Genomic DNA, 26,482 nt, shown 5'->3' on the forward strand with positions numbered 1-26,482 from the left:
TTTTTCACAAAGAAAAAGCCTTGCTTTTCAGCAAGACTTTCATTCGATCAATATAATTCCAGGTATTGATCGCGTTCCCATTCAGAAACAGATTGCCGATATGCGGCCCATTCAAGGTCTTTGGAGTCCTTAAACGATTGATACAAATGCTCCCCAAGCGCGCCTTTGACCACAGGGTCGGCGGCTAACGCTTTAAGTGCATTGTGCAAAGTTGAAGGCAGATCTTGGATATGGTTGGCTTTGCGTTCCGTGTCTTGCATGCGATAAATGTTGCGATCGATCGCATCTTCTGGCGTCAAGCCGTTGCTGATACCATCCAGGCCAGCTTCCAAAATCGCCGCAATGGCAAGATATGGGTTGGCTGTTGGATCAACAGAGCGCAATTCCAAACGGGTCCCTAAACCACGAGATTGTGGTACCCGGATCAAAGGTGAACGGTTCGTCCCAGACCAAGCGATGTATACAGGGGCTTCAAAGCCTGGCACCAAACGCTTGTAGGAGTTAACGGTTGGGTTGTTGATCGCCGTTAAGCCACGCGCGTGTTCCAACAAGCCAGCCAAGAAATGCTTAGAGGTTTCAGATAATTGATCTTCGCCATCTTCATCATAAAAGACGTTGGTTTTGTCGTCTTTGAACAACGACATGTTGATATGCATCCCAGAACCATTGATCCCTTGTAAAGGTTTTGGCATGAAGGTTGCATACAAGTTGTATTGACGGGCGATGGACTTGACGACCAGTTTAAAGGTTTGGATATTATCCGCTGCTGCAAGGGCGTCAGTATACTTAAAGTCGATTTCATGTTGGCCAGGAGCAACTTCATGGTGAGAAGCTTCCACTTCAAAGCCCATTTTTTCCAGTTCCAACACGATATCACGCCGGCAATTTTCACCTAAGTCTAATGGTGCAAAGTCGAAGTATGAGCCTTTATCATTCAGCTTTGTGGTTGGTTGGCCGTTTTCATCCATTTTGAACAAGAAGAATTCTGGTTCTGGGCCGATATTGAAAGCAGAAAAACCAGCGGCTTTCATTTTGTCTACTACCCGGATCAAGTTGTTACGCGGATCGCCGGCAAAAGGAGTTCCATCAGATTTGTGCACCGAGCAGATCAAGCGTGCGACTTTGCCATGTTCATTGCCCCATGGGAACAACAACCAAGTATTGAAGTCTGGGTATAAACGCATGTCACTTTCTTCGATACGGACGAAACCATCGATCGAAGACCCATCAAATGCGATCTTGTTGTTCAAGACCTTCTCAAGTTGCGAAATCGGCACCTCGACGTTTTTGATGATCCCGTTAACATCGGTGAACATCAAACGGAGGAACTTCACATTTTCATCCTTGACACTTTGTCGAATTGCTTCGGCGGTGATCGTCTTCTTTGCCATTCTTATTGAACTCCTTTTTATGTGTTGTTACGGCCGGAAACCAAATCCCTGACGTACATTGTTGGCTTGATTCAAACGACTTTGATTCATCAATTCATCCCGTAACATCTGACGAACTTCTTCATCAGAGTTAGGCTCACGGTGCCGCGGATGCATCAGTTGCTTGATATCGGCTAAGGTGAAACCATCGGCCAGCTGGCTTTTGATCTCAAGCAAAGTATCGATATGATTCAACGAATACATTCGGTGATTCCCCGCTGTGCGTTCGGGGTGAACCAAGTCTTGCGCTTCGTAATATCTGATCTGGCGCGCGGTGAGATCCGTCAATTGGATCACGGTCCCAATGGGCAGGACACACCGCGTGCGTAAATCGCCGATGTCTGGCATCACTTGGCCTCCTTCCGATAACAGGGATTATACTAACAACCCGATCGAGTGCCGTCAACGGTGATTGTCACTTATTCTAACATCTATCCAAAAAAATGTGAATAAATCGTTTCCAAAAAGTCACCGAAATTGTGATGATATCAAGGTTGTTGCCAGTTGTTAACATTTTCGCCTCATGATTGTGCCAGATTAACCTCATGATTTTCAAAGATTAAAAAAGATGCGTCTCATGCAAACGAGACGCATCCAAACGCTTATTTAGCTTTTTGATCAAAGAAGGTCGCTTGCGCGGCACCAATGATCGCCACTTTCACATGGGCAAACGTCAACCCACCTTGCATATACAAGGTGTAAGGCGCGCGCAACGGGCCATCCCCAGAAAATTCAGTGGTCGAACCAGACACAAACGAGCCTCCAGCCATGATCACCGGATCTTCATACCCCGCCATAGTTTCTGGGATCGGGGTAACAAACGAATCCACTGGTGAGTTGGCTTGTACCGCCGCGGCAAATTTGATCATGTCATCCGGATTGCCGAAGTTGACCGTTTGGATCAGATCCGTGCGTGGTGCATCCCACTTCGGGCTGACGGTCAAACCCAATTCTTCTAATAACGCCGCTTCAAAAATGGCGCCTTTGATCGCATTGCCAGTGGTTTGTGGGGACACGAAAAACCCTTGGTACATATCCCGCAACGACCCGTAAGTGGCCCCTTCAGCGCCACCTAAACCAGGCACCGTGAAGCGGTAGCTGATGCGCTCGATCAGATCTTTGCGCCCGACGATGTAGCCGCCAGTTTTGGCGTAACCGCCGCCAGCATTTTTAAACAAACTGCCAGCGATCACATCCACGCCCACATGGGTCGGTTCTTGAGTTTCGGAAAATTCACCATACGCGTTATCCGCAAAGATCCAGACCTTTGGCATCACGCTGCGCACGGTTTTGACCATTTCAGCGATTTTCGCCACAGTAAACGAATCGCGCGTCGCATACCCACGAGAGCGTTGGATCGCCACGACTTTGGTTTGCGGACGCAAGCGCTTTTTAACGGCATCCAGATCCACGTCGCCATTCGGCAATAAATCGACATAATCCACATTGATGCCATATTCTTTCGGCGAGCCGATACCGTTGCCAGCCAAGCCCAACACTTCTTGTAAGGTGTCATAAGGCTTGCCGGTGATGTACAAGATCTCATCGCCTGGGCGCACCAACCCTAATAACCCAACACCAATGGCATGGGTGCCAGAAACAAATTGCGGACGTACCAGCGCATCTTCGCCACCTAACACATCAGCGTAAATGGCTTCTAGCTTGTCACGGCCTTCATCACTGTGACCATAACCCGTTGAACCATACAGATCACTTTCAGCCACGTTATGGGCTTGAAAACTACGCAAAACTTTGGCTTGGTTTTCGATGATCTGTTCATCCATTTGCGCCAAGCGTGGGGCAATTTTTTGGTCGACTTTTTCGACCACCGAAATCAGTTTTGGATCAAAGTTATCTTTCCAACTCAAAATCATCTCTCCATTTCTCGCCAGTGGGTCACCAGCGTTAACACGTCTTCATAAGCTTCAGGATGCGCCACCAGATCAAACCAATGCGTCGGCATTTGATGTTTAAAATAAGTCAACTGGCGTTTGGCATAATGCCGCGAATTTTTTTGGATCAACGCCACCGCTTCTGCCAAGCTTTGAGACCCAGCTAAATACGGCACTAATTCTTTGTACCCAATGGCTTTAAGCGCTTGGGCATCTGCGCCAGCCAAGTCCATGACTTGCTTGACTTCTGGGATCAAACCAGCTGAAACCATCAGTTGCACACGCTGATCGATGCGCTGATACAGCACTTGGCGCTGAGTGGTCAAGCCGATCACCAACGCGTCATAAGCCGGTTTTGATTCAGGCTGCTGGGAGAATTTCACGCCAGTGGTATGCATCACCTCCAACGCCCGGATCACCCGCCGCGAATTCGCCGGCGGAATTTTTTCGGCGGCGTTGGGGTCAACTTGGTGCAACTGATCCCATAACCACTGCGCGTCATGTTCAGCCAATGCCACTTGCAGCTGATTGCGATAAGCGCTTGGCGGCGCTTGACCGCCAAGGGGCAGATCCAATCGCAAAGCATTCATGTAAAAGCCAGTACCGCCAACCACGATCGGCAACTTGCCACGCGCTTGGATCTGTGCAATGGCTTTTTTTGCGGCTTGTTTGAACTGGGCCACCGAATATGGCGTGCCTGGTTCAACTAGATCTAATAAATGATGCACCACCCCATCGCGTTCTGCAAGCGTCGCTTTGGCAGTCCCAATGTCCATGCCGCGATAGATCTGATAGGCGTCAGCATTGACCACCTCACCTTCAAAGGCTTTGGCAAGGCGAATGGATAACGCGGTTTTGCCCACAGCAGTCGGCCCGCCGATCATTAAGATTTGTCCAGGCATCAGGTGCCTCCTTTCGTGCAAGCGTTCACTTGTTCTTTGTTTTGTGCCTTGTTCTTTAGTATAATAGACTTAGTCAAACAAATTCAGTAACTGGAGGAAATTCTCATGAAACATAAATTTGTCAAAGGCTTCTTCCTCGGTACCGTGATGACGATCTCTGCTGTCGCTGGCAGCGTACTGGCATTCAAGAAGTCGTATATTGAACCTGTTGAAGATAAAGTTGAAGAAATCAATCAAAACCGCGCCAAGGCTAACCGCAAGCGCCATTCCGCGCATCTTGGTTAATGTTGAACCACACGTTCGCGTGTGGTTTTTTTCATGCGCGACGATACCAGCCGTTTGCATTTGGCAATCAACCGCCGCGCCAAATGCAAACGACCAATGCACCACCGACAACAAGGCGATTTTGTGCCGGCACAAGTAGGTCATGCATACTAGTGCCAACTGTGTTTCAGTCAACTCGGTGATTCAAGGAAACTTGGTATCGACGAAAATTGGTCGGTTTTCGCAGTGGCCTCAATTCACCGCAATTTGCGACGACGGCAAACAAAGAGGCCGAGAACATTCTCGGCCTCTTGGCGACTAGTCCAAAGACTTCTTTTTCTTTGTCTTGCCAGACCAGTTTTGATAGCCTTTTTTCAGCCAGTTGACTTTTTGGAAACCGGCTTTTTTCATGCGACCCGCAGCCCGCACAGACAATTCGCCAGCGGCATCATACAAATACACTGGCAGATCTTCGCGTAATTCACCCATGCGTTCTTTGATCACAGAATAAGGCATGTTGCGCGCGCCTAAAATATGGCCCGCATCAAAATCCTTTTTCTCCCGCAAATCAATGATCTGGGCTTTGCGCATCGTTGCTTCAAATTCATCAGGTTCGATTTCGCCACCGATGCTTTTGAGTTGGGACTTGCGCCACCATAACCACAAATAATTAGCGGCCCATGCCACCAATCCAGCACCGATCAAGATCAATAAAAAGTTCATAATATTCAAGAAAAAGCCTCCTAGTGGCGCGCCAAGCTAGCCGCACCGATCACGCCGGCGGTATTGCCAAGCGTGGCCAAACGTAACTTTGTGGTTTCACGAACATTAGGGAACGTGAATTGCTTGAAGTACTTATCGACCCGCGTCAACAAGAAGTCCCCTGCTGCAGAAACCCCGCCACCGATCAAAATGTATTCAGGGTTCAACATGTTACCTAAGTTGCCTAACCCTAAACCTAAGAAGTAGCTGACGCGATCCACGATCATCAAGGCCAACTTGTCGCCTTCTTTAGCACAATCAAACACGATTTTCGATGAAATGTCATCGCCGTCGTCTAAGATCTGCTTCAATTGGGAATCCCCAGCATATTCTTCGGCCATGTCACGCGCCACGCGCACCACGCCAGTTGCGGAAGCAACAGTTTCCAAGCAACCTTTTTTGCCGCAAGTGCACATGTAACCATCAGGATCAACAGTGACATGCCCGATTTCCCCAGCAGAGCCGGCGACCCCGTGCAACAAGTGACCATCAGAAATGACCCCAGCACCGATACCTGTGCCTAAAGCAACTAAGGTGACGTTATCAGACGCATCACCGGCACCTTTCCATTGTTCACCCATCGCCGCGACGTTGACGTCGTTATCAATGGCAAATGGGATCCCAGTCGCGGCTTCGATGTCGCGCTTTGGATGTTGCAGCGTCTTCCAGTTTAAGTTGTAAGCCCCAATGACCGTCCCAGCTTTGGTGTCGACAGTCCCTGGTGTGCCCATGCCGATACCTTGAAAATCAGCGGCAGACATGTTGTACAACTTCAAATGATCTTGGATCGAAGCAATGATATCAGGAATGATATGCGCGCCTTCATCCAAAATATTGGTATCAATGCTCCAGCGTTGTTGGATCTCACCGTCTTGGGTCAAGATCGCAAATTTGGCGGTGGTACCGCCTAAATCGACGCCTAATAATTTTTTGTCAGTCATCGTAATCCTCCAGTGAGTTAAATTAATGGGTGCTTGGCTTCTTGTTCATGGGCGTGACGCAACACGATTTTGGCATTGGCATAAGTGTCATCTGGGATCAAGCGCAATTCGTGCAACCGATCCACTTCAGCTGCGGCTAATTCAATATCCCACAGCCGTTGGCCTAAATGGATATACGTGCCAAAACGTTTTAATAATTGCAACACGTCGTAATACGTGTACATGGTCGGATATAACTGCATGGACTCACCTGCCATTCATTGGAAGCATGATCAATGCGCCTAACGCAAACACCAACACGACGAAAAACACGGCTTGCTTGAGCTTGCTTAACTGCCCTAAACGCGGCGCCCCAACGGTACCAGCGATCAAAAAGCCGCCGAGCAGCCCGCCGATGTGCCCTGGCAAGTCGACGCCAGTCATGAATAAATTCATGACCAAGTTGATCACCGCTAACAAGGCGAATTGTTGTGCGAGCTGTTTGACCATCGGGTTATCACGAAACGCATCCCCGAGCATCAAAAATGCCCCCATTAACCCAAAAATCGCCGTGCTTGCCCCAGCTGAAATCGAATTTGGTGAAAACGCAAAGCTGGCAACATTGCCAGCAACTGCGGACACCAAATAGATCACCAAAAACCGCCAGTGGCCAAAGACTTTTTCACAGATCAAGCCAAGATAATACAACGACACGCCGTTGAGCACCAAATGCGTGATGCCGATATGCAAAAATGCCGGGGTGATGAAGCGCCACCATTGACCTGCTAAAATCAAGGGGTTATAGCGCGCCCCTAGCCTCAGCAAAACCAGATTATTGTCACTACCACCGAGCAAAGTTTCCGCGACAAACACCAACGCTGTGAGCAAAACTAATGCGTAAGTCACAAATGGCGTGTTGTCCAAACGCGTTTTAATAAACGGGTTGTGCATGCGGTCCCTTCTTCCCTTAAAATCGAACATTGCCACAAAAAAACAACAGGCGAACCTGTTGTTGGTGAAAACGCCCGCAAACAAGTACCACTACCCTGTCAGCTTCAACTGACATTCATTCAATAGTGTAGCATTTTTTAGTCAAAATGCCTACCCGTTAATGCTGGTTTGATGCGCACTGTAAGAGCTATCTTTTTTCACGTCATTCATCGAATAATAATCCGCAAACATTTGCTTGGCGATCAATTCGTTGTAGTTGACATCTTCATTGGCCAAGTTAGGCACCACCACTGCAATGGCGATTTGCGGGTTCTTGGCTGGCGCAAAGCCAACAAAACTCAGCGTCGTGGTTTCCAGCAAGCTGGAATTGTTGTTCGTCGGATCCGCGCGCGTAAAGGTTTGCGCCGTCCCGGTTTTCCCAGCGACCCCAGGATTTAAGGTGTTCAACATGGTCGCCGTTGTCCAACCGTTGGTGCCATGTACCACTTCCCACATCCCTTGTTTGACCAAGTCGATCTGCGCTTGGGTGTTCGGTACTTTCAGTTGGGTTTGTGGGCTGGTGGTGGAGATCGTCGGCCCGTTCGACCCATCGGCTAACGTTTGCGAAATCGACTTGACGATGTATGGCTTCATCCGATAGCCATTATTGGCCACTGTCGACACATATTGCGCCATTTGCATCAGCGTGTAGGTATCGTAGTTCCCATAAGACAAGTCAAGCGCCGACCCTACCGCCAAGGAACCATTTAACATTGTGGACCCACTTTGGCCTTTGACTTCACCAGGCAAGTCAACGCCAGTGGTTTGGCCTAACCCAAATTCAGAGAAGTAACGCCGCATTTTGGTGAAAATATCGTTGTCCATGGTCATCGAAGTTTTTGGCACGTATTTGGCGTTACCTTCCTTCATAGCCAAGCGCATCATGTAAATGTTACTGGATACTTCCAAAGCCGTGGTGGCGTTCATGGAACTGAAGGTGCCCACGGGATAAACAGATTTCTTAACTGGTGTGGATGGCAAGTAGATCGGGTCATCAGGTTGGGTGTTGTTGTTGACGGTGATCACCCCATCTTGTAAGGCCCCAAGCACCATCGCCGGCTTGACCGCAGACCCCATGGCGAAACTACGATTGATCGCGCCTAAAGCATCATCAGTCACTTTGCCGGTTTTGACGTTGTGACTTTCCCCAGCTAAGGCTAAGATCGCGCCGGTTTGCGGATTCATCGCCACAGCAAAAGCCCCATCGGAATGCGCCGCTGCGCCATTGGACATGGCTTGATTGAACACAGATTTGACGATCGCTTGGACTTTATTTTGATACGCTGAGTCGATGGTCAAATTCAAGTTAGCACCTTGTTGGCCTTTGAAAGTCTGCACTTGCTTGACAATATTGTTGTTGTTGCCAAGTTCGACTTGGGTGCGAGATTTGGCCCCTTTAAGGACGCTTTCATACCCTTTTTCCAAATACGAGATCCCCACGCGATCATTGCGCGCATATCCTTGTGCCAAGTAGGCTTGCAAGCCGTCAGAAGGCAAGCCGGATTTGGTGGACGACACGGTACCGATAATGGCAGTCATGGAATCCCCATTCGGGTAGGCACGCTCCCAGTCGGTGCCTAAGTTGACCCCAGGCATCGCGGTCAAGTTCTCGCCCACTGCGGCAGATTCATCAGTGGTGACGCCGGTGTTTTTAAGGTAAACCGTGGTCAATTGGGTCGCACCGTTCATGATCTTATATAACGCGACGGCTTGTTTTTGCTTGTCGGAAAATGCCGGCAAGTGTTTGGACACATACGCCACTTCATATTTGTATAATTTCGTGCTATCGGTTTCACTTTGTTGCGACTGTGGCAATTCTTTGACCGCAGCTTTAGCAGCTTTTGAATCGGCTAAGACGTAATCGGCGTAATCGCGTTTTTGTAAGCCGTCATAGTCGACAGTGATGTAGCGCGCCAAGCGATTGGCTGTGTCGTACATCGATTGTGACGTGGTGTTGACAGATTTGGTGAAGGTAATGGCATTGTTGGCTTTGTTTTCCACCAATACCCGCCCTTGACTGTCATAGATCAACCCACGCGGTACCGCACCAGTCACTGTGGTTTGGTCGGTGCGATTGACTTCAGCAGCAAATTTGCTGCCATTTAAGATCTGCAAATAAGCCAGCTGGCCCACTAATGCCGCAAGCAACAAGAATACAAAAAAGAATAAAAGATTCAGCCGAAAGGGAATATGCGATTTAGCCCGCTTTGGCTTTGGGGTGCGAATGTATTTCACGAATACAGCTCCTTATCAATCCGTGCCTTTTGGCAGCACGAAACCAGTGTAGCAAACTCACGGCGTCAACGCCAATCTGTCATCTATGATATAGTAAACTTACAAGTTCTGGCAGCATTTTGACCTGATTTAACTGAATTTTTGTGAACTGGAGGCGGCTATGCGAGTCTACCGCTTTTTATCCCGACATGTCTTGGCTTTGGCCTTGCTTGCCCCGATCTTGATCATGGGGGCATATTTCATTGGTCGTGGGGTCTATCCATTTGGCAACAGCAGTTTGTTGACTGTGGATATGGGCCAACAATATGTCGATTTTTATAGTTATTTCCGCGAAACGATTTTAGGCCATCCTGGCCAGCTGTTTTTTGCCTTTAATAAAGATCTCGGCGGCGACATGTATGGCGTGTTTGCGTATTATTTGCTGAGCCCGTTCAACTTGATCGTGTGCTTATTTCCCAAATCGCTGCTTGATGTGGCGATCGCTGCGATCACGTTGGCCAAGTATGGCTGTGCCAGCTTGGCGATGGCGGTTTATTTAAAACATCGCGGCTGGCGCAGTTTTTGGTTGCCTGGCTTTGGCACAGTGTATGCGCTCAGCGGTTGGATGATCGCCAATCAGTTGAATTTGATGTGGTTTGATGTGGTGATTTGCTTGCCATTAGTCGCTTATGGCATTGATGAATTGATCAAATCGCTTAAGCCTTGGCCATTTATGGCGTGGTTGCTGGTGGCGATCATCACTAACTATTATATGGCTTGGATGTTGTGTTTGTTCATCATTGGCTATTTTGGCTACGCGATCTGCCGCGACTGGCACGGACCTAAACGCGCGCTACAAGCGATCTGGCGCTTTGGCGCCGGGGCGCTGATGGCTGGGGGCATGGCGGCAGTGGTGTTATTGCCAACATTGTTTCAGCTCACGCAATCTAAAGGCACTTATACCGTCACCAAGTTGCATTGGAAATTTGAATACGCCCCTTACAAGTTACTGGGGAAATTCTTTACAGGTAGTTTCAACTTTGATCAAATGCCTAGCGGTCAAGCCAATTTGTTTGTTGGTAGCTTAGCGGTGATCGGGTTTATTTTGTACTTTGTCATCGCCAAGATCCCTTGGCAAGAGCGCTTGTTTGCTTTGGGTTGGACGATTTTCTTGACGTTATCGATGATGGTCGAGCCGCTGGATCTGTTTTGGCACGGCATGCAATTTCCAGTGTGGTACCCTTACCGCTTTTCTTTTGTGGTGGTATTTTGGCTGTTAGTGCTGGCCACTCGCGCCTTGCAGCTACTTCCTGAAGGGATCAACTGGTGGCAATTGATCGTTTGTTTGATCGTGATCTTAGGCGTGTCAGCATTTGTGTGGACGCATCCTAAAGCCTTTACTTATTTGACTGATGGGCAGATCTTGACCACGGTGATTTTTTCCTTGTTTGCCTTGTTACTGCTGACGCTGCGCGACGATCAAAAATCACTGTCGGCGATATTGTTTTGTGTGTTCATGCTGGCAGAGTCTGCCACCAACGCTGCCATCACTTTAAACCAGTTGAGTTATGTGTCACATACGGATTATCACACCTATACCGAAACCTTGCGCAGCGGCGTTGAAAAGATCCAAGCGCAGCATTCAGGGACTTATCGCATTGGCAAAACTATGTTGCGGACGAAAAATGATGCCATGCAAATCGGGTATTTAGGCACTGATCAGTTCAATTCAATGTTTGAACCTAACGTCCCAAAGCTTTTTGGCCAACTCGGGCAATCTGCTGGGGATGGGTTTGTGGCTTATACCAACGGCACGGTGATCACTGATGCCTTTTTGGATCTAAAATATTGGCTAAATCCTAAATTTGACGCCAGCACCAATGAGCCGTTTATCCCGCAAGTGTCTGAGCGTCCAGACTTGTTTGGCTATGGCAACACCCACTATACCAAAATCGGTCACACCAAAGATCTGGCGTTATACCAAAACCCTTACGCGTTGGGGTTGGGGTTTGCCGCTAGCAGCCAAATGCTCAACACCAAGTTGATCGACGGCATGCCTGTGGTGAATCAAGAAATGTTGTTGTCCGCCTTAACAGGGACCAATTTCCAAACGGTTTTCCACAAACAATACTTGTCTGAACCCGTTTCAAAAGAAGCCGCTTGGTCTGGTGCCACCGTCAAAAAGAAAACCAGCGCCTCAGTGACCACGATCAGTTACACACTTACCGCCACGTCGCGGGACCCTTATTATTTGCAGATCCCAGCCACCTTTACCGATAGCGTGGTGTCGCTCACCCAAAATGGCCACACCGTACCGATCTACGACACTTTCCGTGATCCGGAGTTATTGAATGTGACCCCAAGTGCCCCAGGCAAGGTGCAAACTTTGACCTTCACTTTATTGAAAGATTCTGCTGACTTTGGCCAATTGCAACTGTACCGGCTGGATCAAGCTACCGTCGCCAAAAAACTTCACGCCTTACAAGCCTCCCCTTGGCACATCACCAAACGTGGTGATCGCAGCTTAAGGGGTACCATCACCATTAAACACCAGCACCAAGTCTTACAAACTACCTTGCCAAATATTGCCGGCTGGCAAGTCAGCGTTGACGGCAAAGCGGTCACCCCACAAACTAGCTTAGGCTTGCTGATGACGATTCCTTTGAAACCGGGCACTCACCATATTTCAATGCGCTACACGCCACCATATTTTTGGTGGGGGTTATTGGTTTCGATTATTTGCGCCAATATCGTCGGCTTGTGGTGGCTACTGACGCCAACTGGCAAGCACCGCCGCCATTAAAAAACACCGTTCACTGAAGAAATTTTAGTGAACGGTGTTTTTTAAACTTATTTGTCTTGATCTTTGACTAAGCCATGTTTAAACGCGTAAATCGCCGCTTGGGTGCGGTCTTCGACTTCCAACTTAGCTAAAATGTTGGACACATGGGTTTTGACAGTTTTCAACGTGATGAACAATTCTGTAGCGATTTCTTGATTGGACTTGCCTTGCGCAATCAACTGCAACACTTCGCGCTCACGATTCGTTAAATCGTCGTATAATGCCGGTTGCGACTTTTGCGTCAAGCGATTCATCATTTTAGTGGTGACTTGCGGTTCTAACACCGACTCACCTTTGGCGGTTTGGCGAATGGCATTGGCGATTTCTTCCGCAGTGGCAGTTTTTAAAATATAGCTGGCGGCCCCAGCTTCGATCGCTGGGTAAACTTTCTCATCGTCAATAAAGCTGGTCAAAATAATGATCCGTGCTTGCGGCCAGGCTTTTAAGATCTTTTGAGTGGCTTCGATACCATCCATATGTGGCATCACCAGGTCCATTAAAATAACGTCTGGTCGCAACGCCAAAGCTTGATCTAAGCCTTCTTGGCCATCTGTGGCTTGGCCGACGACTTCGATGTCTGGCATGACGCCTAAGTATGTGGAAACGCCTAAGCGCACCATTTCGTGGTCATCTACAAGTAATACCTTAATCATCTGCTACTTCCTTTGTTATCGGCACTCGAATTTCAACACTTGTCCCTTGATTGGGAAAACTGATCACTTTGGCAGTACCACCAAGGCTGGCTGCGCGTTCACGAATATTGGAAAGGCCATAAGAACCAGTGGTGTCAGCATTTGCTGGTTCAAATCCGACCCCATCGTCGACCACGCGCAACACCACAGCATTGCCAACTTGCTTTAAGTATACCTCAAGGCTTTGGGCTTTGGCATGGCGTAACGTATTGGATAACAATTCTTGCACGATCCGAAACAAGTTGTCTTCGATCGCCGCGCCTAATGACACGTCTGCCAACTCCCAAGTGATCTTGATCTTGATTTTGGTTTGAAGCTCTTGAAGCAAGGCAATAATGCCGGCTTTTAAGGTTTTACCTTCCAAATTCGTGGGCCGCAAATGCAATAACAACGCCCTCATTTCTGCTTGGGCTTCATTGATCACCCCTTCGATGGTGGTGATCTGCTTAAGCATCGCATTGTCAGGATCTTGTGCCGTCATCACCGAACGCACCGCCGACAACATCATCATCGCGGCAAAAAGCTGCTGCGACACCGAATCATGCAACTCACGGGCTAGTCGATGCCGCTCTTGCGTCAAGATCTCTTCTTTGGTCACCCCAGCCACTAACACCGGCGTATTGGAGTAGCGCTCGATCTCACGCTGCAGGCGGATCATTTTTTGGCGCAAAGCTTCAAGCATTCCTGCCACATCTTCGCCTAAGATCGTGGCTGCTTGGGCTTGTTTGGCTAGGATCGGCGCATCATATTGCCCCGCTGAAATTGTCGCCAAGCGTTTGGCCAATTGGTTGTGTTGCCGCCTGAGCAGATAATAACTCGTCGCTGCCACGATCCCAGCCAGCGCCACTGCCCCACCGATCAAATACAACACCAATGGCGCAGTATATAACACGTCAAGCATCAACAAGGTACCGAAGTTGCGATGCGTTTGCACCGTCATCATGTACACCAACCCCAGCTCCAACAAGCCAGTCAAGCCTAGCGTCGCAAAAAACTGCCAAACCACTCGCTGTCCGCGTATCATACCGCCAACACCTCCACATCCCCAACCAGTACGTTTGTGAGGATATGAATGTGGCGTGAGGCATCATCATAGTCTTCACTGAAATATTTCCGCGTTTCATTTTTCATGGGCACTTCTTGGCCATTCACCGATAATGTGCCGACCACGGCTGAATGGTCGATCGCGATCCCCACGCCGACTGGTACCAAAATGCGGGTTTTGCCAAAACCTTTGCGGATCACCACCACATTGTCACCTTTAGGCAACAAGGTGTTGCCAAGGTCGATGATGGTGTCGCCTGCTGCAACAGTTAAGTTGATGTCATCCCATTCAAATTGGGTTTGGCCGATATTGCTATCGCCAAACCAAGGATGACTGTGGATCGTGCCAGCTTTAGGTTGGGGTTGTTTGGTGGTGACCGCAATGAAATGCTTGCGCGCCCAAGGGCCAAAGCTGGAGTTGCGGCCAGTAAACAATCGCAAGCTGGCACATGCCGCCAAAAACAACATGATCCAGATCATTGGGTTGACGAAAATGGAGATCGTGACGCAAATGCCACCAAGAGTCAGCCAAAAGGTTTGAAAATGGTGCACATGCGCGCCGATCAACAACGCGACGACCCCAGACACCACGCCGATCAAGACAGGCAGATTCGAAACGACTTGATAGCAAAGCACAAAAAACATGGCGACTTCTGTGAGCCAAAATAACTGCCAACGACGCGACATGACGAATTCTCCTTTGATGGTATTTACGCTTGATTATACCGGTTTTTTCACGCGCCGACCTGGGTCGTAAGGCTGATATCCCCGCGCCTTATGGGACACAAAAAGCCTGGCACATGCCAGGCTTTTTAAACAGATCAGCCTTCGACTTTTACGATCTTGACGTCCATATCGCCACCTGGGGTGGTAACAGTCACGGTGTCGCCAACTTTTTTGCCGATCATCGCGGTGGCGATCGGGGATTCATTGGAGATCTTGCCGTTAAACGCATCAGCTTCAGCGGCGCCGACGATTTCATAAGTTTCTTCTTCGGTGTCGCCAACTTCAACGAACGTCACTTTTTTGCCGATGGACACTTCATCATTGGCCACTGACCCAGCATCAATGATCTGTGCATAACGCAATTGGGTTTGAATGGTCACGATGCGGTTTTCCAACGTGGATTGTTCATCTTTGGCAGATTCGTATTCAGAGTTTTCGGAAAGGTCGCCGAAACCACGGGCGATCTTAATGCGTTCGATCACTTCTGGACGCTTGACAGTTTTCAATGTTTCCAGTTCTTGTTCGAGTTTTTCTTTGCCCGCTGCAGTCATCGGGTATGTTTTTTCAGCCATGTAAGTCCCTCAATTCTCAATTTTGTGGTGCTTCAAGATACGATGGTAAGAAGTTTTCAAGCCGTTGTCAACTTTTTTCGCCGCGAGCGGCTAAAGTGGCAGCGATTTTAGTGCGCAATAAGTCGATTGCCACGCGGTTTTTCCCGCCTTCAGGAATAATCACATCAGCAAAGCGTTTGGTCGGTTCGATAAATTCCAAATACGCCGGTCGCACCGTGGTCAAATATTGGGTGATCACCGAATCCAAGCTCCGCCCGCGGGTTTTTGTGTCGCGTTGGATCCGCCGCAACACCCGCACATCGGCGTCAGTATCCACAAACACCCGCAGATCCATTAAAGCGCGCAACGCCGGATCTGCCAACACCAAAATGCCTTCGATAATGATCACATCTTGCGGCTCAACATGCCGCGTGATCAAAGCACGGTTGTGATCGGCATAGTCATACACTGGCACATCGATCGCCTGCCGCGAGATCAACGCCTGCAATTGCGTCACCAACAAGTCATGATCAAACGCATCCGGATGATCATAATTGATCGCTTGGCGCTGTTTGAAAGGCAAGTCACTGTGTTTGTAGTAACTATCTTGTTGCAACAACACCACGCCTTGATCAAACGCTTCACACAATGCCTGCGCGACGCTGGTTTTACCTGACGCAGAGCCGCCAGCAATACCGATCACAATAGGTTTTGCCATTAGTTCGTCCCGTTATCTGCGGCAAATTTCGCCGTGTTGAGTTCATGTTGATACAAGTTCGTGGCATACAAGATCTCGCCGGTCTTTAAGTTGGCCACGAAGTACAAGTAGCCTTTATCGCGATCTGATGGGCTCAAAATCGCCCGAATCGAAGTTTCTGAAGGTGAATTGAAGGGACCTGGGCCATAGCCGGTGTGCACATACAAGTTATAAGGCGAATCCACACTGGTATCCGCATTGGTCAAATGCGTTTTGTGGGTGTTCAATGCATACATGACCGAAATATCTGATTGCAATGGCATCCCAGCGTCGATCCGGTTCAAAAATACCCCAGCGATCTCGCGCCGATCATTTCCTGATACCCCTTCACGCTCAGCCAAGCTGGCTAAGGTCAACACTTCTTGAACGCTGTAGCCTTGCTTTTCAATGGAGGTATAGTAGTTGCTCATGACGCTATCGGTTTTGGCCACCATTTGCGTGATCAGGGCTTTTAAACTTTCGCCGCTAGTCACTGAATAGGTGGCGGGGAATAAGTAGCCTTCTAAGCGATAGCGCACCCCAGTGGCGGCTTTGGCGGACTTCAGAAGTTTAGGATACTTTTTGTATAACTCATCGAAGAAACTTTGATCTTTCAATAACTTGATGAAGTTAGCTTTGGTGAAGCTGGGATCTTTGGTTTTGAGCTTATCGACAGCATCGCCAATGGTGTCTGCTGTCACCCCTTCTTTGACTAACACCGTCCCGGTTGAATCAGAAGCGCCACCGCCGCGCAACTGCGCGATGATACTTTTCAAGTTTTCGGCTTTGCTTAACGCAAAATCCCCAGCTTGAAAGTTGGTGTAGTTGTGGAACTTCACGTAATAGTTGAACACTAGCGCCGATTTGATCACGCCTTTTTGCTCTAGCGTGTGAGCAATATCTGACGTGCTGGCGCCACTAGGGATCGACACCGTCAATGAGCGCTTATCGGCGGGGTCCACTGCCCCAAGTGCTGAGTCCAAATAGCGATACCCCATAAAGCCTGTGAGGATCAATACACATACCACGATCCCCACGACCCAAGCCACAATATGGTTCACCGCTTGTTTTTCTGCGGTGCGGGTGGCCTTTTTTTGTAGATCTTGCTTACTCACAAGCGTTCCTCCTGCTGACACATACTGTTTTCAGTATACAAAAACCTGCTGCAAAAAGCGACAAGCATCGGCTTTTGACAGCAGGTTTTAAGAAAATTAACGAATCGTGGCGCCTAATTCGTCATGCAAAGCAGTCGTCACTTTGGCAAACGCCGCATTGACTTCTTCTTCAGTCAAGGTTTGATCATCACGACGATACGTCAAGGTGTAAGCCAATGACTTCTTGTGGCCTTCGATATTGGCCCCGGCATAAACATCAAACAAGGTGACGTCGCGCAAGAACTTGCCGCCCACTTGATCGATCACTTTGACGATCGCGGCGTTTTCAACCGCTTGGTCCACTAAGATCGCAATGTCGCGGGTCATTTCAGGGAACTTCGGTGCAGGCTTGGCGGCCATTTGCGAACGGTCAGCTGCCATCAACGCCTCTAAGTTCAATTCAAAGACGTAAGTTTCTGGCAAGCCTGAAGCATGCTCAAAGCCTGGATGCAAGCGCCCGACCAAGCCGATGGTTTCACCAGCTAACACCAACTTGGCACTTTGGCCAGGATGCAGTTGTGGGTCATCGCTTAAGGCCACATATTCAACCGGTTGATCCAAGCGATAATCGCCTAACAAATGATCCACCACGCCTTTGACATAATAAAAATCAACGCCTTCAGCGGCTTGATGCCAGTTTTTGGCCATCAAGTTGCCCGTAAACAACCCCGCCACATATTCATGTTCTTCTGGACGCACATGACCTGGCTTGCGCAAGAATACGCGGCCTTGTTCATAAAGGGCTAAGTCGGATTGTTTGCGCGCGACATTATATTGTTCGGCGTTGATCAACCCAGCCACCAAGTTTTCGCGCAAAACAGCGTGATCTTGGGTCATTGGCCAAGAAACTTCAGTGCCTTCGCTTGATTCGATGGTAAATTGGCTGGCTTCTTCTTGATTGACCAAACTATAAGTGATCGCTTGACTTAACCCTAACCCTTCCAAGATCTTGCGGGTGCGGCGCAAGCGGGCTTGTTTTGGCGTGAATTGGCCAATGGTCATGGTGGTCGTCGGCAATGTGGATGGCAAGTTATCATAGCCATACAAGCGCGCCACTTCTTCGATCAGATCAGCATCAATGCTGATATCCCAACGGCGTGGCGGCACGGCAACGGCAAATTCACCATCATGAGTTTCAACACCAAAACCTAAGCGCTTGAACAAGCCGCTCACCAGTGCTTCATCAAAGTCTGTCCCTAACACATGGTTGATGCGATCTAAAGTGATCGTGACAACGGTGTCTTTGGGTTCAATGGCGCTAGCTGACAAATGCCCTTTGGCCACAGTTCCTTGGCCTAATTCTGCCATCAAGCGCGCTGCTTCGTCCAAGGCGTTGTTGATATCAGCCACGTTGATGCCTTTTTCAAAACGTGCAGACGCTTGTGAGCGCAAGTTATACTTCAAAGCCGTTTTACGAATGTTAGTCGGGGCAAAACATGCCGCTTCGATCACAACTGTGGTGGTGTCTTGGGTGATCTCAGAATTCAAGCCACCCATCACCCCAGCTAAAGCCACTGGTTTTTGGCCATCTGTGATCACGATATCTTCGTGGTCGAGTTTGTGTTCATTACCATCTAACGTTGTCAGCGCTTCGCCATCAGTCGCGCGGCGCACTAAGATCTCATGGTTGGCCAACTTGTTGTAATCAAACGCATGTAACGGTTGCCCATAACCTAACATGATCAAGTTGGTGATATCGACAACGTTGTTGATCGGGCGCACGCCAGCATTCCACAAGCGGCGTTGCAGCCAAAGTGGCGAATCTTGGATCGTCACATGGTCAACCACGCGCATTTGATAACTTGGCGCGTCATTCACGTCAGCGACTTTGGCGGTTAAATAATCCGTCACTGGCTTGTCGCCTTCTACTACCGGCTGGTCGTTGAAGTGTGGCGTTTCGTTATAAGTGGCACCGACTTCCCAAGCGACACCGCGCATGCCTAATGCATCGGCGCGGTTAGGGGTGATCTCAAAATCTAAAATGCTGTCATCCCAACCCAAGGCCACTAACGCATCACTACCTGGCTTCAGGTCTTCATTAAAGACGTAAATGCCGTCGTTATAAGCTTTGGGTGCGATCGCATCAGAAAAACCCAATTCTTGTAAGGCACAGATCATGCCATCAGACACGACGCCGCGCATTTTGCCGCGCTTGATTTTTTGGTTGTTGGCGATGCGGGCGCCTGGTAACGCCACGATCACAGTTTGACCTTTTTCAATGTTAGGCGCACCGCAAACGATTTGGCGCAACTCGGCTTCGCCAGTATCAACTTGAGCGATGTGCAAATGATCAGAATCTGGATGATCGACCAATTCCATCACTTTGCCGATGACGATTTTTTTCAAGCCGGCGCCTAAATGAGTGACACTGTCGACTTCGATGCCAGTGCGAGAAACTTTTTCGCCTAAGGTATCGGCGTCAACTGGCACGTCGACCAATTCTTTTAACCATTGATAAGAAACGTCCACGATTTAACCCTCCTGTTGGAATTGGGACAAGAAACGCTGATCCCCTTGATAAAAGCTGCGAATGTCGTCGATCCCATATTTCAACATGGCAAAACGATCCGGACCTAAGCCAAATGCAAACCCACCGTATACTTCAGGATCTACCCCAGCATTGGTCAAGACGTTTGGATGGACCATCCCTGCGCCTAATACTTCGATCCAGCCTGAGTATTTGCAAATGGCACAGCCTTTGCCGCCGCAACGGAAACATGACACATCCACTTCAACACTTGGCTCCGTGAATGGGAAATAACTTGGGCGCAAACGAATCGTGCGGTCTTTGCCAAAGACATGTTGCGCGACAGCCAACAGCGTCCCTTTCAAGTCAGCCATGGTGATATGCTTGTCGATCACTAAGCCTTCGACTTGATGGAATTGATGCGAATGCGTCGCATCATCAGTATCGCGGCGATAAACGCGGCCTGGGGAGATCATTTTCAACGGGCCTTTGGTAAAGTCGTGCACTTCCAACGTGCGCGCTTGCACTGGAGAAGTTTGTGAGCGCATCAACAAGTCATGCCCCATGTAAAAGGTGTCTTGCATGTCGCGGGCAGGATGGTTCTTGGGGATGTTGAGCATTTCAAAGTTGTAATGGTCTTCTTCTACTTCAGGCCCGTCGATCACTTGATAGCCTTGGCCGATGAAGAACTCTTCGATATCATCCATGATCTGGGTGAGGATATGTGGCGTACCAGCTTTGACTGGGTCGCCTGGCAAGGTCACATCGATCGTTTCTTGTTTGAGTTTTTGATCGATCAGCGCTTGTTCAAGTGTGGCTTTGCGTTCAGCAATAGCTTCTTGCAAGTTGTCTTTGATCTTGTTGGCATAAGAACCAACCTTGGGGCGTTCGCTGGCGTCAAGGTCCTTCATGCCGCGTAAGACTTCGGTGATCGGGCCTTTTTTACCCAGTAAGTTGACGCGAGTTTGGTTCAATTCGTCTAGATCTTGCAATTTTTTGATCTTGGCTTGATTTTGTTCAAACAGTTCTTCCAGCTTAGACTTGAGATCCATGTGGAATCCTCCTTGTTTAGTCGATGGCACAAAAAAAGCCCCGCCCCAAAAAGGGACGAAGCGATCGCGGTACCACCCTTGTTCAATGTCTTTAGACATCACAACTCTTAGCATTTAACGGCAATACCGGGTGGCAAGCCACCTACTCCAGAAATGAATACGAGCCATGATCCCATCAGCATCTTGCAGTCAATGAATGCTGTTCCCTAGCTGGGCCGCCGGCTTGCGTTTCTTTCAACGTATTTAAATTGTTAAGTTAAGTTTAGGCTAGCAAAAAATCAGGCTGTCGTCAAGCCCAAACGCTAAGACAAAACCCCATCAATGCCACAAACGACTGGTTTGCGCCATTGATGCGATCCATTTAGTCCCCGCATTCAGCGTCAGAGATCCAGTCGTCGCCCCAAGCATGTGCTGCTTGTAACACCGGTGCCAGCGCTTGGCCTTTATCGGTCAACACGTATTCGATCAATGAGGAGTTTTCATGGGTCATGCGGTTGATCAAGCCTTCTTGTTCCAGTTCCTTCAAGCGTTCGACTAACACGCGATCAGAGCACTTGATGATCGTTTGCGCAATGTCTTTAAAGCGCGAAGGGCCGTTTTGCAATAAGACTTCGAGGATCAAACCATTCCACTTCTTACCTAAGATCTTGAAGCTTTCAGTAAACTTCGGGCATAAAGTGTGTTTATGCGTATTGGTACAATTGCTGGTTACTACTGTTGTTTCCATCATGGTCACCTCATAAAATCGTGTTTTTCCACACTTACCTTTGTATAGTATAACTATAACGCAACCACAAAAAAATGCAACTGCTGGGACGAAATTGATCGTGGCGCATTAAAAGAGGCCCAGTCCCTTGGGACCAGACCTCAAACCATTGACTTGATTTATGCCTTTTTCAGGCTGGTGCTGAACGGGTGGCGCATTTTGTGCAACCATGGGACGACTACTTCGTCCATGGCGGCATAGTCATCCACTAACGACACCACGAAGCTTTCTTTATACTTCGGCAACGCCAAAGTGGCGCCCCACATATGCTTGACGATGATGTCTTTTTCCATTGGCGATAAGTCCGTCAACTTCTCCGCGTTGCGCAACGCAATGCGCGGGTGGATGTAGGCGTGGGTACCTAAGTCAAACTTGGTGACCCGCCAGTCATAATAAAACAAGTCATGCAACAGACCTGCTCGAGCGAGTGCGCGAACATTCAAATGCCACTTCTTGCCAAGCAAATAACTTTGGTAAGAAACGCTGATACAGTGCGTCAGACGGTCGGAATAATGGTGCTGGGTGTAGTTGGCGAGTTTTTGCACAGCAGGTTGTGCCAGCAAGTCATCGACCAACGCCCGATATTCCACGTCTTGAGTCCAATCAAGCTTAGTGCTCATTCAAAAGCCCCTTCTGTACGGTATTGTTCAACACGCTTACATTATAACAGGTCTATTTAATTTTGAAAGCTAGTTTACATATTCTTAAGCAGTTAAATGAAACATCACCACTGCAGCGGCAATGGCCACGTTCAACGACTCTGCCGCCCCTTTGATCGGGATATACAAGTTGGTGTCGGTTTCTTCAAGCAAGGCCTTGTCCATGCCGTTACCTTCGTTGCCGACGATCAAGGCAAAATGAGCCGTTGGCGCGACGTCACGATAAGACTTGGCATTGACATTGAGTTCAGTCCCATACACTGGCACCCCAGCAGCTTGCAGATCGCTGATCACGCCATTTAAAGGCGCTTGGGTGATATTGACATGAAACTGGCTGCCTTGCATCGCCCGCAAAACTTTGGGATTGAATGGATCAGCAGTGCCATTGCCAAAGACGACTTGGTGGATCCCAGCAGCGTCGGCAGTCCGTACCAACGTCCCGACGTTACCAGGATCTTGAATGCCATCTAACAGCAAATACTGACCAGCTGGCTTTTCGGGTAAGGTCCCTAATTCACGCGGCATGATCGCAAAAATGCCTTGTGGCGTCGGCGTTTCGGCTAAGTGCTTGGCCACTTCAGGGCTGATTTCAGTGATCAGTTCATAAAAAGGCCGCAATGCGCGTTCTTCAACAAATTTTTCAGTGGCATAGATCCGCCGTGGGGTTTGACCAGACTTAATGGCTTCTTCAACCAAATGCCAGCCTTCCAACAAATAAGCGTCGCCGCCTTTTTGATATTTTTTAACGGTAAGCTTCTTGGCGGCTTTAATGTGTTCGTTTTTTGGTGATGCGATGTATTCCATGATGACCTCCTAAGGTTTCTTCTTGAGTATAACAGTCTTGCGCCCAGCGCGCTGTGATAAAATAGCAGTGGAGGGATCAATATGGTTGAAATTACAAAATCGATGCGCGTTACCGGCATGGTGCAAGGCGTTGGCTTTCGGTGGATGACCAAACGCGTCGCCGATCAATTGAAAATTCGCGGCTTTGTTAAAAATGAATGGGATGGTTCAGTGTACATCGAAGCGCAAGGCAAACCGTTGAATATGGCCAAATTTGCCGCTGCCGTCAAAGCCAGTCCCAGCCCCAGTGGTCGCGTGGCAACCTACGAAGAACATGTCTTGGATAAAACATTCCCTTATGACGAGTTTCAAGTCAAGTATTGAAACCCATGCCCCTGTCAAGTATAGTTATTGACAGTAACCAATGAAGGGACAAGAAGACATGCATAGATTGAAGAAATGGGCGACGCTAGGTGGCGTCACTGGTTTAGGGTTATTATTAACCGCCTGTAAGCAACAGGCGACCAATGCGACATTGAAGCCGCCAACCGGATTTTTCGGAATGTTTTACAATTTGATCGGCAAACCCTTGCAACACTTAATGGAATGGATCGCTCAAGGGCTCAACAATCCCAACGGTTTTGGGATCGCGATCTTATTGATCACCTTAGTGGTGCGCTTAGTGTTACTCCCGGCCATGCTCAACCAGCAGCGTAAAATGACCGCCAGTCAAGAAAAGCAAAAGATCTTAAAGCCACAACTGGACATTATCCAAGCCCAAATGAAAAAGCCTGGCATCACGCAAGAAGAAACCTTGCGCTTGAACCAAATGATGCAAGATGTGTATAAGAAAAACGGCACCAGCATGATCCCATCAATGGGTTGCTTGACCTTGTTGATCCAACTGCCGATTTTCTCCGGCTTATATCAAGCCGTCGCCTACTCTCCTGAGATCTCCAAAAGTACCTTCTTTGGGATCCAATTAGGCCATTCCAGCTTGATCATCACTTTTGTGGCCACCGCCTTTTACTTGCTACAAAGCTGGGTCATGATGCAAGGCGTACCGCCGGAACAACGCAAAGCGATGCAAACCAGCGCGTTGATCTCACCGATCATGACATTTGTTTTTTGTTTGATGTATAACGCCGGCTTGGGCCTGTACTTCTTAGCTGGTGGGGTGATCATCTTGATCCAGCAACTGATCGTTACCTACATCATCACGCCAAACATTCGCAAACGTTTGGATGAAGAAATGGAAAAGAACCCGCCAGTCATCGTTGTGGATGAACACACCTTTGACACACCAGTTGAACCTGCCGTGTCTGCACCGATCGATCCTGCTAAGCCTGGCATCACCAAGAAAAACCGTAATGCCGGAAAGCAACAACACCATCACAAGTAAAATTTTAAACGCCTTGTCGCTGTCGACAAGGCGTTTTTTTGGCGCGGTAAAGGCGATCGTCACTTGGCTTTCCCTAGATGCATGACTGCAACTGATCTAAGCGCCGCAAATCGCGTTTGACGGCAATCGATTACCCCACTTGTCCAAGCGCACGCAGAAGTTGATCACGATTGTGTTTGCGAGGTCAGTTATCTGTCAACGTTTGACCTGCAGCATGTCGAAAATCACAACAAAATAGGCACTGATCCAACGCTTGGTTGAAAAAGTGCCTACTGCACCAATTTAGGTGCCTTAGTTTACGTCTGTGAAGTGTGACCCCAATGTGTGGTCACACGTTGTCATGCCCGTGGGCACTCCTTCGGCCACAGTCTAAAACGCACTGTGGGTAAAACATGGTGCAGGTGGATCCCGGGTTTTGCACAATCCGACGCAACGCTGGGATCGGTCGTATAACCAAGTCAGGAGAGTCATTGGGCGAAACTGCGCGACAGTGGTCTCAATGCTCAACTTGTGTTGGTCGATCGATACATACGATGGGTCGCTTCTGTGACTCACGTTTGCCGGAGTGTCATCTGACTAGTTTCTTCGGTACGCCAGCGCTCTTAGGTCCCACGGAAATCATATCACCACGCTACGGCCCCATGGTGACTTCGGTGCCACAAAGCTTGTGCGATGTACCTAACCGCCTTGCTTTGCTTCGTGCTTTGCCCCAACAGCAGCAAGTACCTAGGACTTACTTTTTGTTGGGAAATGAAGTGTAACACCGCTTGCCAGAAAATGCAAGCGCTTTTTTAAAATGGCAAAAAAACACCCTGCCGAAGCAGAGTGTCTTTCGTGGTATCGATGTTAGTCCATGATTTCAGAAACAACACCGGCACCAACAGTACGGCCACCTTCACGAACAGTGAACTTCGTACCTTTTTCGATCGCAACTGGGCTGATCAAATCAACTTCGAAGGTCACGTTATCGCCAGGCATAACCATTTCTACGCCATCTGGCAATTCGATAACACCGGTAACATCGGTGGTATGGAAGTAGAACTGAGGACGATAGTTGGAGAAGAATGGCGTATGACGGCCACCTTCTTCTTTAGTTAAGATATAAACTTCACCTTTGAACTTGGAGTGTAATTGGATGGAACCTGGCTTAGCTAAAACTTGGCCACGTTCAACTTGTTCGCGGTTGATCCCACGAAGCAAGACACCAACGTTATCGCCGGCTTCACCAAGATCCAAAGTCTTACGGAACATTTCCAGACCCGTAACAGTGGACTTGAGAACTTCTGGCTTCAAGCCGATGATTTCGACTTCGTCACCGATCTTAACAGTACCACGATCGATACGGCCGGAAGCAACAGTCCCACGACCAGTAATGGTGAAGACATCTTCAACAGGCATCAAGAAAGGCTTGTCAGTGTCACGAACTGGGGTTGGGATGTATTCATCAACAGTGTCCATGAGTTCTTGGATAACTTTTTCTTGTTCTGGGTCGCCTTCAAGAGCTTTGAGGGCAGAACCGCGCAGAACAGGAATATCGTCACCAGGGAAATCGTATTCGGACAAGAGTTCACGAACTTCCATTTCAACAAGGTCAGTTAATTCGTCATCGTCAACAAGATCAGTCTTGTTCAAGAAAACGATCAAGTAGTCAACACCGACCTGGCGAGCCAAAAGGATGTGTTCACGAGTCTGTGGCATTGGGCCATCAGTAGCCGCAACAACCAAGATCGCACCGTCCATTTGAGCAGCACCGGTGATCATGTTCTTAACGTAATCGGCATGCCCTGGGGCATCGATATGCGCATAGTGACGCTTTTCGGTTTCGTATTCAACGTGGGCAGTGTTGATGGTGATACCACGTTCTTTTTCTTCAGGGGCAGCATCGATAGATGCGTAGTCCTGCGCCTTAGCGAGACCCTTTTTAGCCAGTACCTTGGTGATAGCCGCGGTCAGAGTAGTCTTACCGTGGTCAACGTGCCCAATCGTACCAATGTTTACGTGGGGCTTAGTGCGTTCATAGTGTTCTTTTTCAGCCATGAAAAAACGAACCTCCTGTATTTTTGTGCAAAGTGACATAGCGCTTGCCATGTATACTCTACGTTATAGTGTACTACATTCACGCCGAATCTCCAAAGGGAAAATTTCGGCTGGAAATGAATTCCGAAAATGATTATATCTAGAATCGACGGCTTTGTAAAGGCGTACCGTCAAGTTTTTTTCATTTACAGCAAAAT

The 26,482-nt window shown here is 48.7% G+C and carries 25 protein-coding genes; 4 read left to right on the forward strand and 21 right to left on the reverse strand.

Translation table 11 applies throughout. The annotated features are described in order from the left end of the window. Nucleotides 1-47 precede the first annotated feature (47 nt). The 4 genes from glnA to miaA form a co-directional block, all read right to left on the reverse strand. Entirely contained in the window at nt 48-1,391 is a 1,344-nt protein-coding gene (gene glnA / locus ACKTSG_RS01650; protein ID WP_407891308.1) for a type I glutamate--ammonia ligase, read from the reverse strand. 27 nt (nt 1,392-1,418) lie between these two features. Beyond that, nucleotides 1,419-1,778, reverse strand: coding sequence for a MerR family transcriptional regulator (locus ACKTSG_RS01655; RefSeq protein WP_407891310.1), 360 nt, complete (start codon nt 1,776-1,778; stop codon nt 1,419-1,421). Nucleotides 1,779-2,032: 254 nt separating this feature from the next. Beyond that, on the reverse strand, nt 2,033-3,298 hold the full coding sequence (locus tag ACKTSG_RS01660) for a methionine gamma-lyase family protein (protein WP_407891312.1): 1,266 nt from the start codon (nt 3,296-3,298) through the stop codon (nt 2,033-2,035). A 2-nt stretch (nt 3,299-3,300) separates the two neighbouring features. Next, nucleotides 3,301-4,224 (reverse strand): tRNA (adenosine(37)-N6)-dimethylallyltransferase MiaA, encoded by a 924-nt coding sequence (gene miaA, locus ACKTSG_RS01665; protein WP_407891314.1) that lies wholly within the window; start codon nt 4,222-4,224, stop codon nt 3,301-3,303. Nucleotides 4,225-4,329: 105 nt separating this feature from the next. On the opposite strand from miaA, the gene ACKTSG_RS01670 reads away from it, so the two are divergent. After that, nucleotides 4,330-4,509 carry a DUF3042 family protein gene (locus ACKTSG_RS01670; protein ID WP_407891316.1) on the forward strand — a complete coding sequence of 60 codons (180 nt, stop codon included), beginning with the start codon at nt 4,330-4,332 and terminating at the stop codon, nt 4,507-4,509. A 297-nt stretch (nt 4,510-4,806) separates the two neighbouring features. Here the strand turns inward: ACKTSG_RS01670 and ACKTSG_RS01675 are convergent, their stop codons facing one another. From ACKTSG_RS01675 to ACKTSG_RS01695, 5 genes are all read right to left on the reverse strand, one after another. Further along, complete coding sequence (locus ACKTSG_RS01675; RefSeq protein ID WP_407891395.1) at nt 4,807-5,214, reverse strand: rhodanese-like domain-containing protein; 408 nt, start codon at nt 5,212-5,214, stop codon at nt 4,807-4,809. A 17-nt stretch (nt 5,215-5,231) separates the two neighbouring features. After that, nucleotides 5,232-6,191 carry an ROK family glucokinase gene (locus ACKTSG_RS01680; RefSeq protein ID WP_407891318.1) on the reverse strand — a complete coding sequence of 320 codons (960 nt, stop codon included), beginning with the start codon at nt 6,189-6,191 and terminating at the stop codon, nt 5,232-5,234. A gap of 17 nt (nt 6,192-6,208) precedes the next feature. Then, on the reverse strand, nt 6,209-6,415 hold the full coding sequence (locus tag ACKTSG_RS01685) for a YqgQ family protein (RefSeq protein ID WP_407891397.1): 207 nt from the start codon (nt 6,413-6,415) through the stop codon (nt 6,209-6,211). Nucleotides 6,416-6,437: 22 nt separating this feature from the next. After that, the gene (locus ACKTSG_RS01690) at nt 6,438-7,121 is read right to left on the reverse strand and encodes a rhomboid family intramembrane serine protease (protein ID WP_407891320.1); all 684 of its coding nucleotides are present in this window, start codon (nt 7,119-7,121) and stop codon (nt 6,438-6,440) included. Between the two features lie 150 nt (nt 7,122-7,271). Then, a complete protein-coding gene (locus ACKTSG_RS01695) occupies nt 7,272-9,395 on the reverse strand; it encodes a peptidoglycan D,D-transpeptidase FtsI family protein (protein ID WP_407891322.1) in 2,124 nt (707 codons plus the stop codon). A 160-nt stretch (nt 9,396-9,555) separates the two neighbouring features. On the opposite strand from ACKTSG_RS01695, the gene ACKTSG_RS01700 reads away from it, so the two are divergent. Continuing rightward, nucleotides 9,556-12,177, forward strand: a complete 2,622-nt coding sequence (locus ACKTSG_RS01700; protein ID WP_407891324.1) for a YfhO family protein — start codon at nt 9,556-9,558, stop codon at nt 12,175-12,177. Nucleotides 12,178-12,224: 47 nt separating this feature from the next. On the opposite strand, the gene ACKTSG_RS01705 is transcribed toward ACKTSG_RS01700, so the two are convergent. The 11 genes from ACKTSG_RS01705 to ACKTSG_RS01755 form a co-directional block, all read right to left on the reverse strand. After that, on the reverse strand, nt 12,225-12,869 hold the full coding sequence (locus ACKTSG_RS01705; RefSeq protein WP_407891325.1) for a response regulator: 645 nt from the start codon (nt 12,867-12,869) through the stop codon (nt 12,225-12,227). Then, nucleotides 12,862-13,929 (reverse strand): sensor histidine kinase, encoded by a 1,068-nt coding sequence (locus ACKTSG_RS01710; RefSeq protein WP_407891399.1) that lies wholly within the window; start codon nt 13,927-13,929, stop codon nt 12,862-12,864. The genes ACKTSG_RS01705 and ACKTSG_RS01710 overlap by 8 nt, the downstream gene beginning before the upstream one ends. Continuing rightward, nucleotides 13,929-14,639 carry a cell wall-active antibiotics response protein LiaF gene (liaF, locus tag ACKTSG_RS01715; protein WP_407891327.1) on the reverse strand — a complete coding sequence of 237 codons (711 nt, stop codon included), beginning with the start codon at nt 14,637-14,639 and terminating at the stop codon, nt 13,929-13,931. The genes ACKTSG_RS01710 and liaF overlap by 1 nt, the downstream gene beginning before the upstream one ends. Before the next feature lie 134 nt (nt 14,640-14,773). Then, on the reverse strand, nt 14,774-15,250 hold the full coding sequence (gene greA / locus ACKTSG_RS01720) for a transcription elongation factor GreA (protein WP_407891329.1): 477 nt from the start codon (nt 15,248-15,250) through the stop codon (nt 14,774-14,776). Between the two features lie 67 nt (nt 15,251-15,317). Beyond that, nucleotides 15,318-15,947 carry a uridine kinase gene (udk, locus tag ACKTSG_RS01725; protein WP_407891331.1) on the reverse strand — a complete coding sequence of 210 codons (630 nt, stop codon included), beginning with the start codon at nt 15,945-15,947 and terminating at the stop codon, nt 15,318-15,320. Continuing rightward, the gene (gene mltG / locus ACKTSG_RS01730; RefSeq protein ID WP_407891333.1) at nt 15,947-17,080 is read right to left on the reverse strand and encodes an endolytic transglycosylase MltG; all 1,134 of its coding nucleotides are present in this window, start codon (nt 17,078-17,080) and stop codon (nt 15,947-15,949) included. Before mltG ends, udk begins: the two co-directional genes overlap by 1 nt. 96 nt (nt 17,081-17,176) lie before the next feature. Next, entirely contained in the window at nt 17,177-19,588 is a 2,412-nt protein-coding gene (gene pheT, locus ACKTSG_RS01735; protein ID WP_407891335.1) for a phenylalanine--tRNA ligase subunit beta, read from the reverse strand. Between the two features lie 3 nt (nt 19,589-19,591). Beyond that, nucleotides 19,592-20,638, reverse strand: a complete 1,047-nt coding sequence (gene pheS, locus ACKTSG_RS01740) for a phenylalanine--tRNA ligase subunit alpha (RefSeq protein ID WP_407891337.1) — start codon at nt 20,636-20,638, stop codon at nt 19,592-19,594. Between the two features lie 361 nt (nt 20,639-20,999). Further along, on the reverse strand, nt 21,000-21,365 hold the full coding sequence (locus ACKTSG_RS01745; RefSeq protein WP_407891339.1) for a winged helix-turn-helix transcriptional regulator: 366 nt from the start codon (nt 21,363-21,365) through the stop codon (nt 21,000-21,002). 158 nt (nt 21,366-21,523) lie between these two features. Next, on the reverse strand, nt 21,524-22,024 hold the full coding sequence (locus ACKTSG_RS01750) for an HD domain-containing protein (protein WP_407891341.1): 501 nt from the start codon (nt 22,022-22,024) through the stop codon (nt 21,524-21,526). An 84-nt stretch (nt 22,025-22,108) separates the two neighbouring features. Beyond that, on the reverse strand, nt 22,109-22,867 hold the full coding sequence (locus ACKTSG_RS01755; protein ID WP_407891343.1) for a TrmH family RNA methyltransferase: 759 nt from the start codon (nt 22,865-22,867) through the stop codon (nt 22,109-22,111). 81 nt (nt 22,868-22,948) lie between these two features. On the opposite strand from ACKTSG_RS01755, the gene ACKTSG_RS01760 reads away from it, so the two are divergent. Together ACKTSG_RS01760 and yidC are read left to right on the forward strand one after the other, a co-directional pair. Further along, nucleotides 22,949-23,230 (forward strand): acylphosphatase, encoded by a 282-nt coding sequence (locus ACKTSG_RS01760; RefSeq protein WP_407891345.1) that lies wholly within the window; start codon nt 22,949-22,951, stop codon nt 23,228-23,230. A 58-nt stretch (nt 23,231-23,288) separates the two neighbouring features. Continuing rightward, entirely contained in the window at nt 23,289-24,248 is a 960-nt protein-coding gene (gene yidC, locus ACKTSG_RS01765) for a membrane protein insertase YidC (protein WP_407891346.1), read from the forward strand. Nucleotides 24,249-25,094: 846 nt separating this feature from the next. Here the strand turns inward: yidC and tuf are convergent. Further along, complete coding sequence (gene tuf / locus ACKTSG_RS01770; RefSeq protein WP_407891348.1) at nt 25,095-26,285, reverse strand: elongation factor Tu; 1,191 nt, start codon at nt 26,283-26,285, stop codon at nt 25,095-25,097. Nucleotides 26,286-26,482 lie beyond the last annotated feature (197 nt).

Origin of the sequence: Lacticaseibacillus salsurae (genome assembly GCF_045862175.1) — a bacterium.
Taxonomy (GTDB): domain Bacteria; phylum Bacillota; class Bacilli; order Lactobacillales; family Lactobacillaceae; genus Lacticaseibacillus; species Lacticaseibacillus salsurae.

Bases quoted from the DNA above. Each gene is read 5' to 3' on its own strand.
- pheS (WP_407891337.1), bottom strand. From the start codon at position 20,638: ATGGATCTCAAGTCTAAGCTGGAAGAACTGTTTGAACAAAATCAAGCC.
- miaA (WP_407891314.1), bottom strand. From the start codon at position 4,224: ATGCCTGGACAAATCTTAATGATCGGCGGGCCGACTGCTGTGGGCAAA.
- tuf (WP_407891348.1), bottom strand. From the start codon at position 26,285: ATGGCTGAAAAAGAACACTATGAACGCACTAAGCCCCACGTAAACATT.
- ACKTSG_RS01750 (WP_407891341.1), bottom strand. From the start codon at position 22,024: ATGAGCACTAAGCTTGATTGGACTCAAGACGTGGAATATCGGGCGTTG.
- ACKTSG_RS01680 (WP_407891318.1), bottom strand. From the start codon at position 6,191: ATGACTGACAAAAAATTATTAGGCGTCGATTTAGGCGGTACCACCGCC.
- ACKTSG_RS01755 (WP_407891343.1), bottom strand. From the start codon at position 22,867: ATGGAATACATCGCATCACCAAAAAACGAACACATTAAAGCCGCCAAG.
- udk (WP_407891331.1), bottom strand. From the start codon at position 15,947: ATGGCAAAACCTATTGTGATCGGTATTGCTGGCGGCTCTGCGTCAGGT.
- ACKTSG_RS01670 (WP_407891316.1), top strand. From the start codon at position 4,330: ATGAAACATAAATTTGTCAAAGGCTTCTTCCTCGGTACCGTGATGACG.
- ACKTSG_RS01685 (WP_407891397.1), bottom strand. From the start codon at position 6,415: ATGTACACGTATTACGACGTGTTGCAATTATTAAAACGTTTTGGCACG.
- ACKTSG_RS01655 (WP_407891310.1), bottom strand. From the start codon at position 1,778: ATGCCAGACATCGGCGATTTACGCACGCGGTGTGTCCTGCCCATTGGG.
- ACKTSG_RS01760 (WP_407891345.1), top strand. From the start codon at position 22,949: ATGGTTGAAATTACAAAATCGATGCGCGTTACCGGCATGGTGCAAGGC.
- ACKTSG_RS01690 (WP_407891320.1), bottom strand. From the start codon at position 7,121: ATGCACAACCCGTTTATTAAAACGCGTTTGGACAACACGCCATTTGTG.
- yidC (WP_407891346.1), top strand. From the start codon at position 23,289: ATGCATAGATTGAAGAAATGGGCGACGCTAGGTGGCGTCACTGGTTTA.
- ACKTSG_RS01745 (WP_407891339.1), bottom strand. From the start codon at position 21,365: ATGGAAACAACAGTAGTAACCAGCAATTGTACCAATACGCATAAACAC.
- liaF (WP_407891327.1), bottom strand. From the start codon at position 14,639: ATGTCGCGTCGTTGGCAGTTATTTTGGCTCACAGAAGTCGCCATGTTT.
- ACKTSG_RS01700 (WP_407891324.1), top strand. From the start codon at position 9,556: ATGCGAGTCTACCGCTTTTTATCCCGACATGTCTTGGCTTTGGCCTTG.
- ACKTSG_RS01705 (WP_407891325.1), bottom strand. From the start codon at position 12,869: ATGATTAAGGTATTACTTGTAGATGACCACGAAATGGTGCGCTTAGGC.
- greA (WP_407891329.1), bottom strand. From the start codon at position 15,250: ATGGCTGAAAAAACATACCCGATGACTGCAGCGGGCAAAGAAAAACTC.
- glnA (WP_407891308.1), bottom strand. From the start codon at position 1,391: ATGGCAAAGAAGACGATCACCGCCGAAGCAATTCGACAAAGTGTCAAG.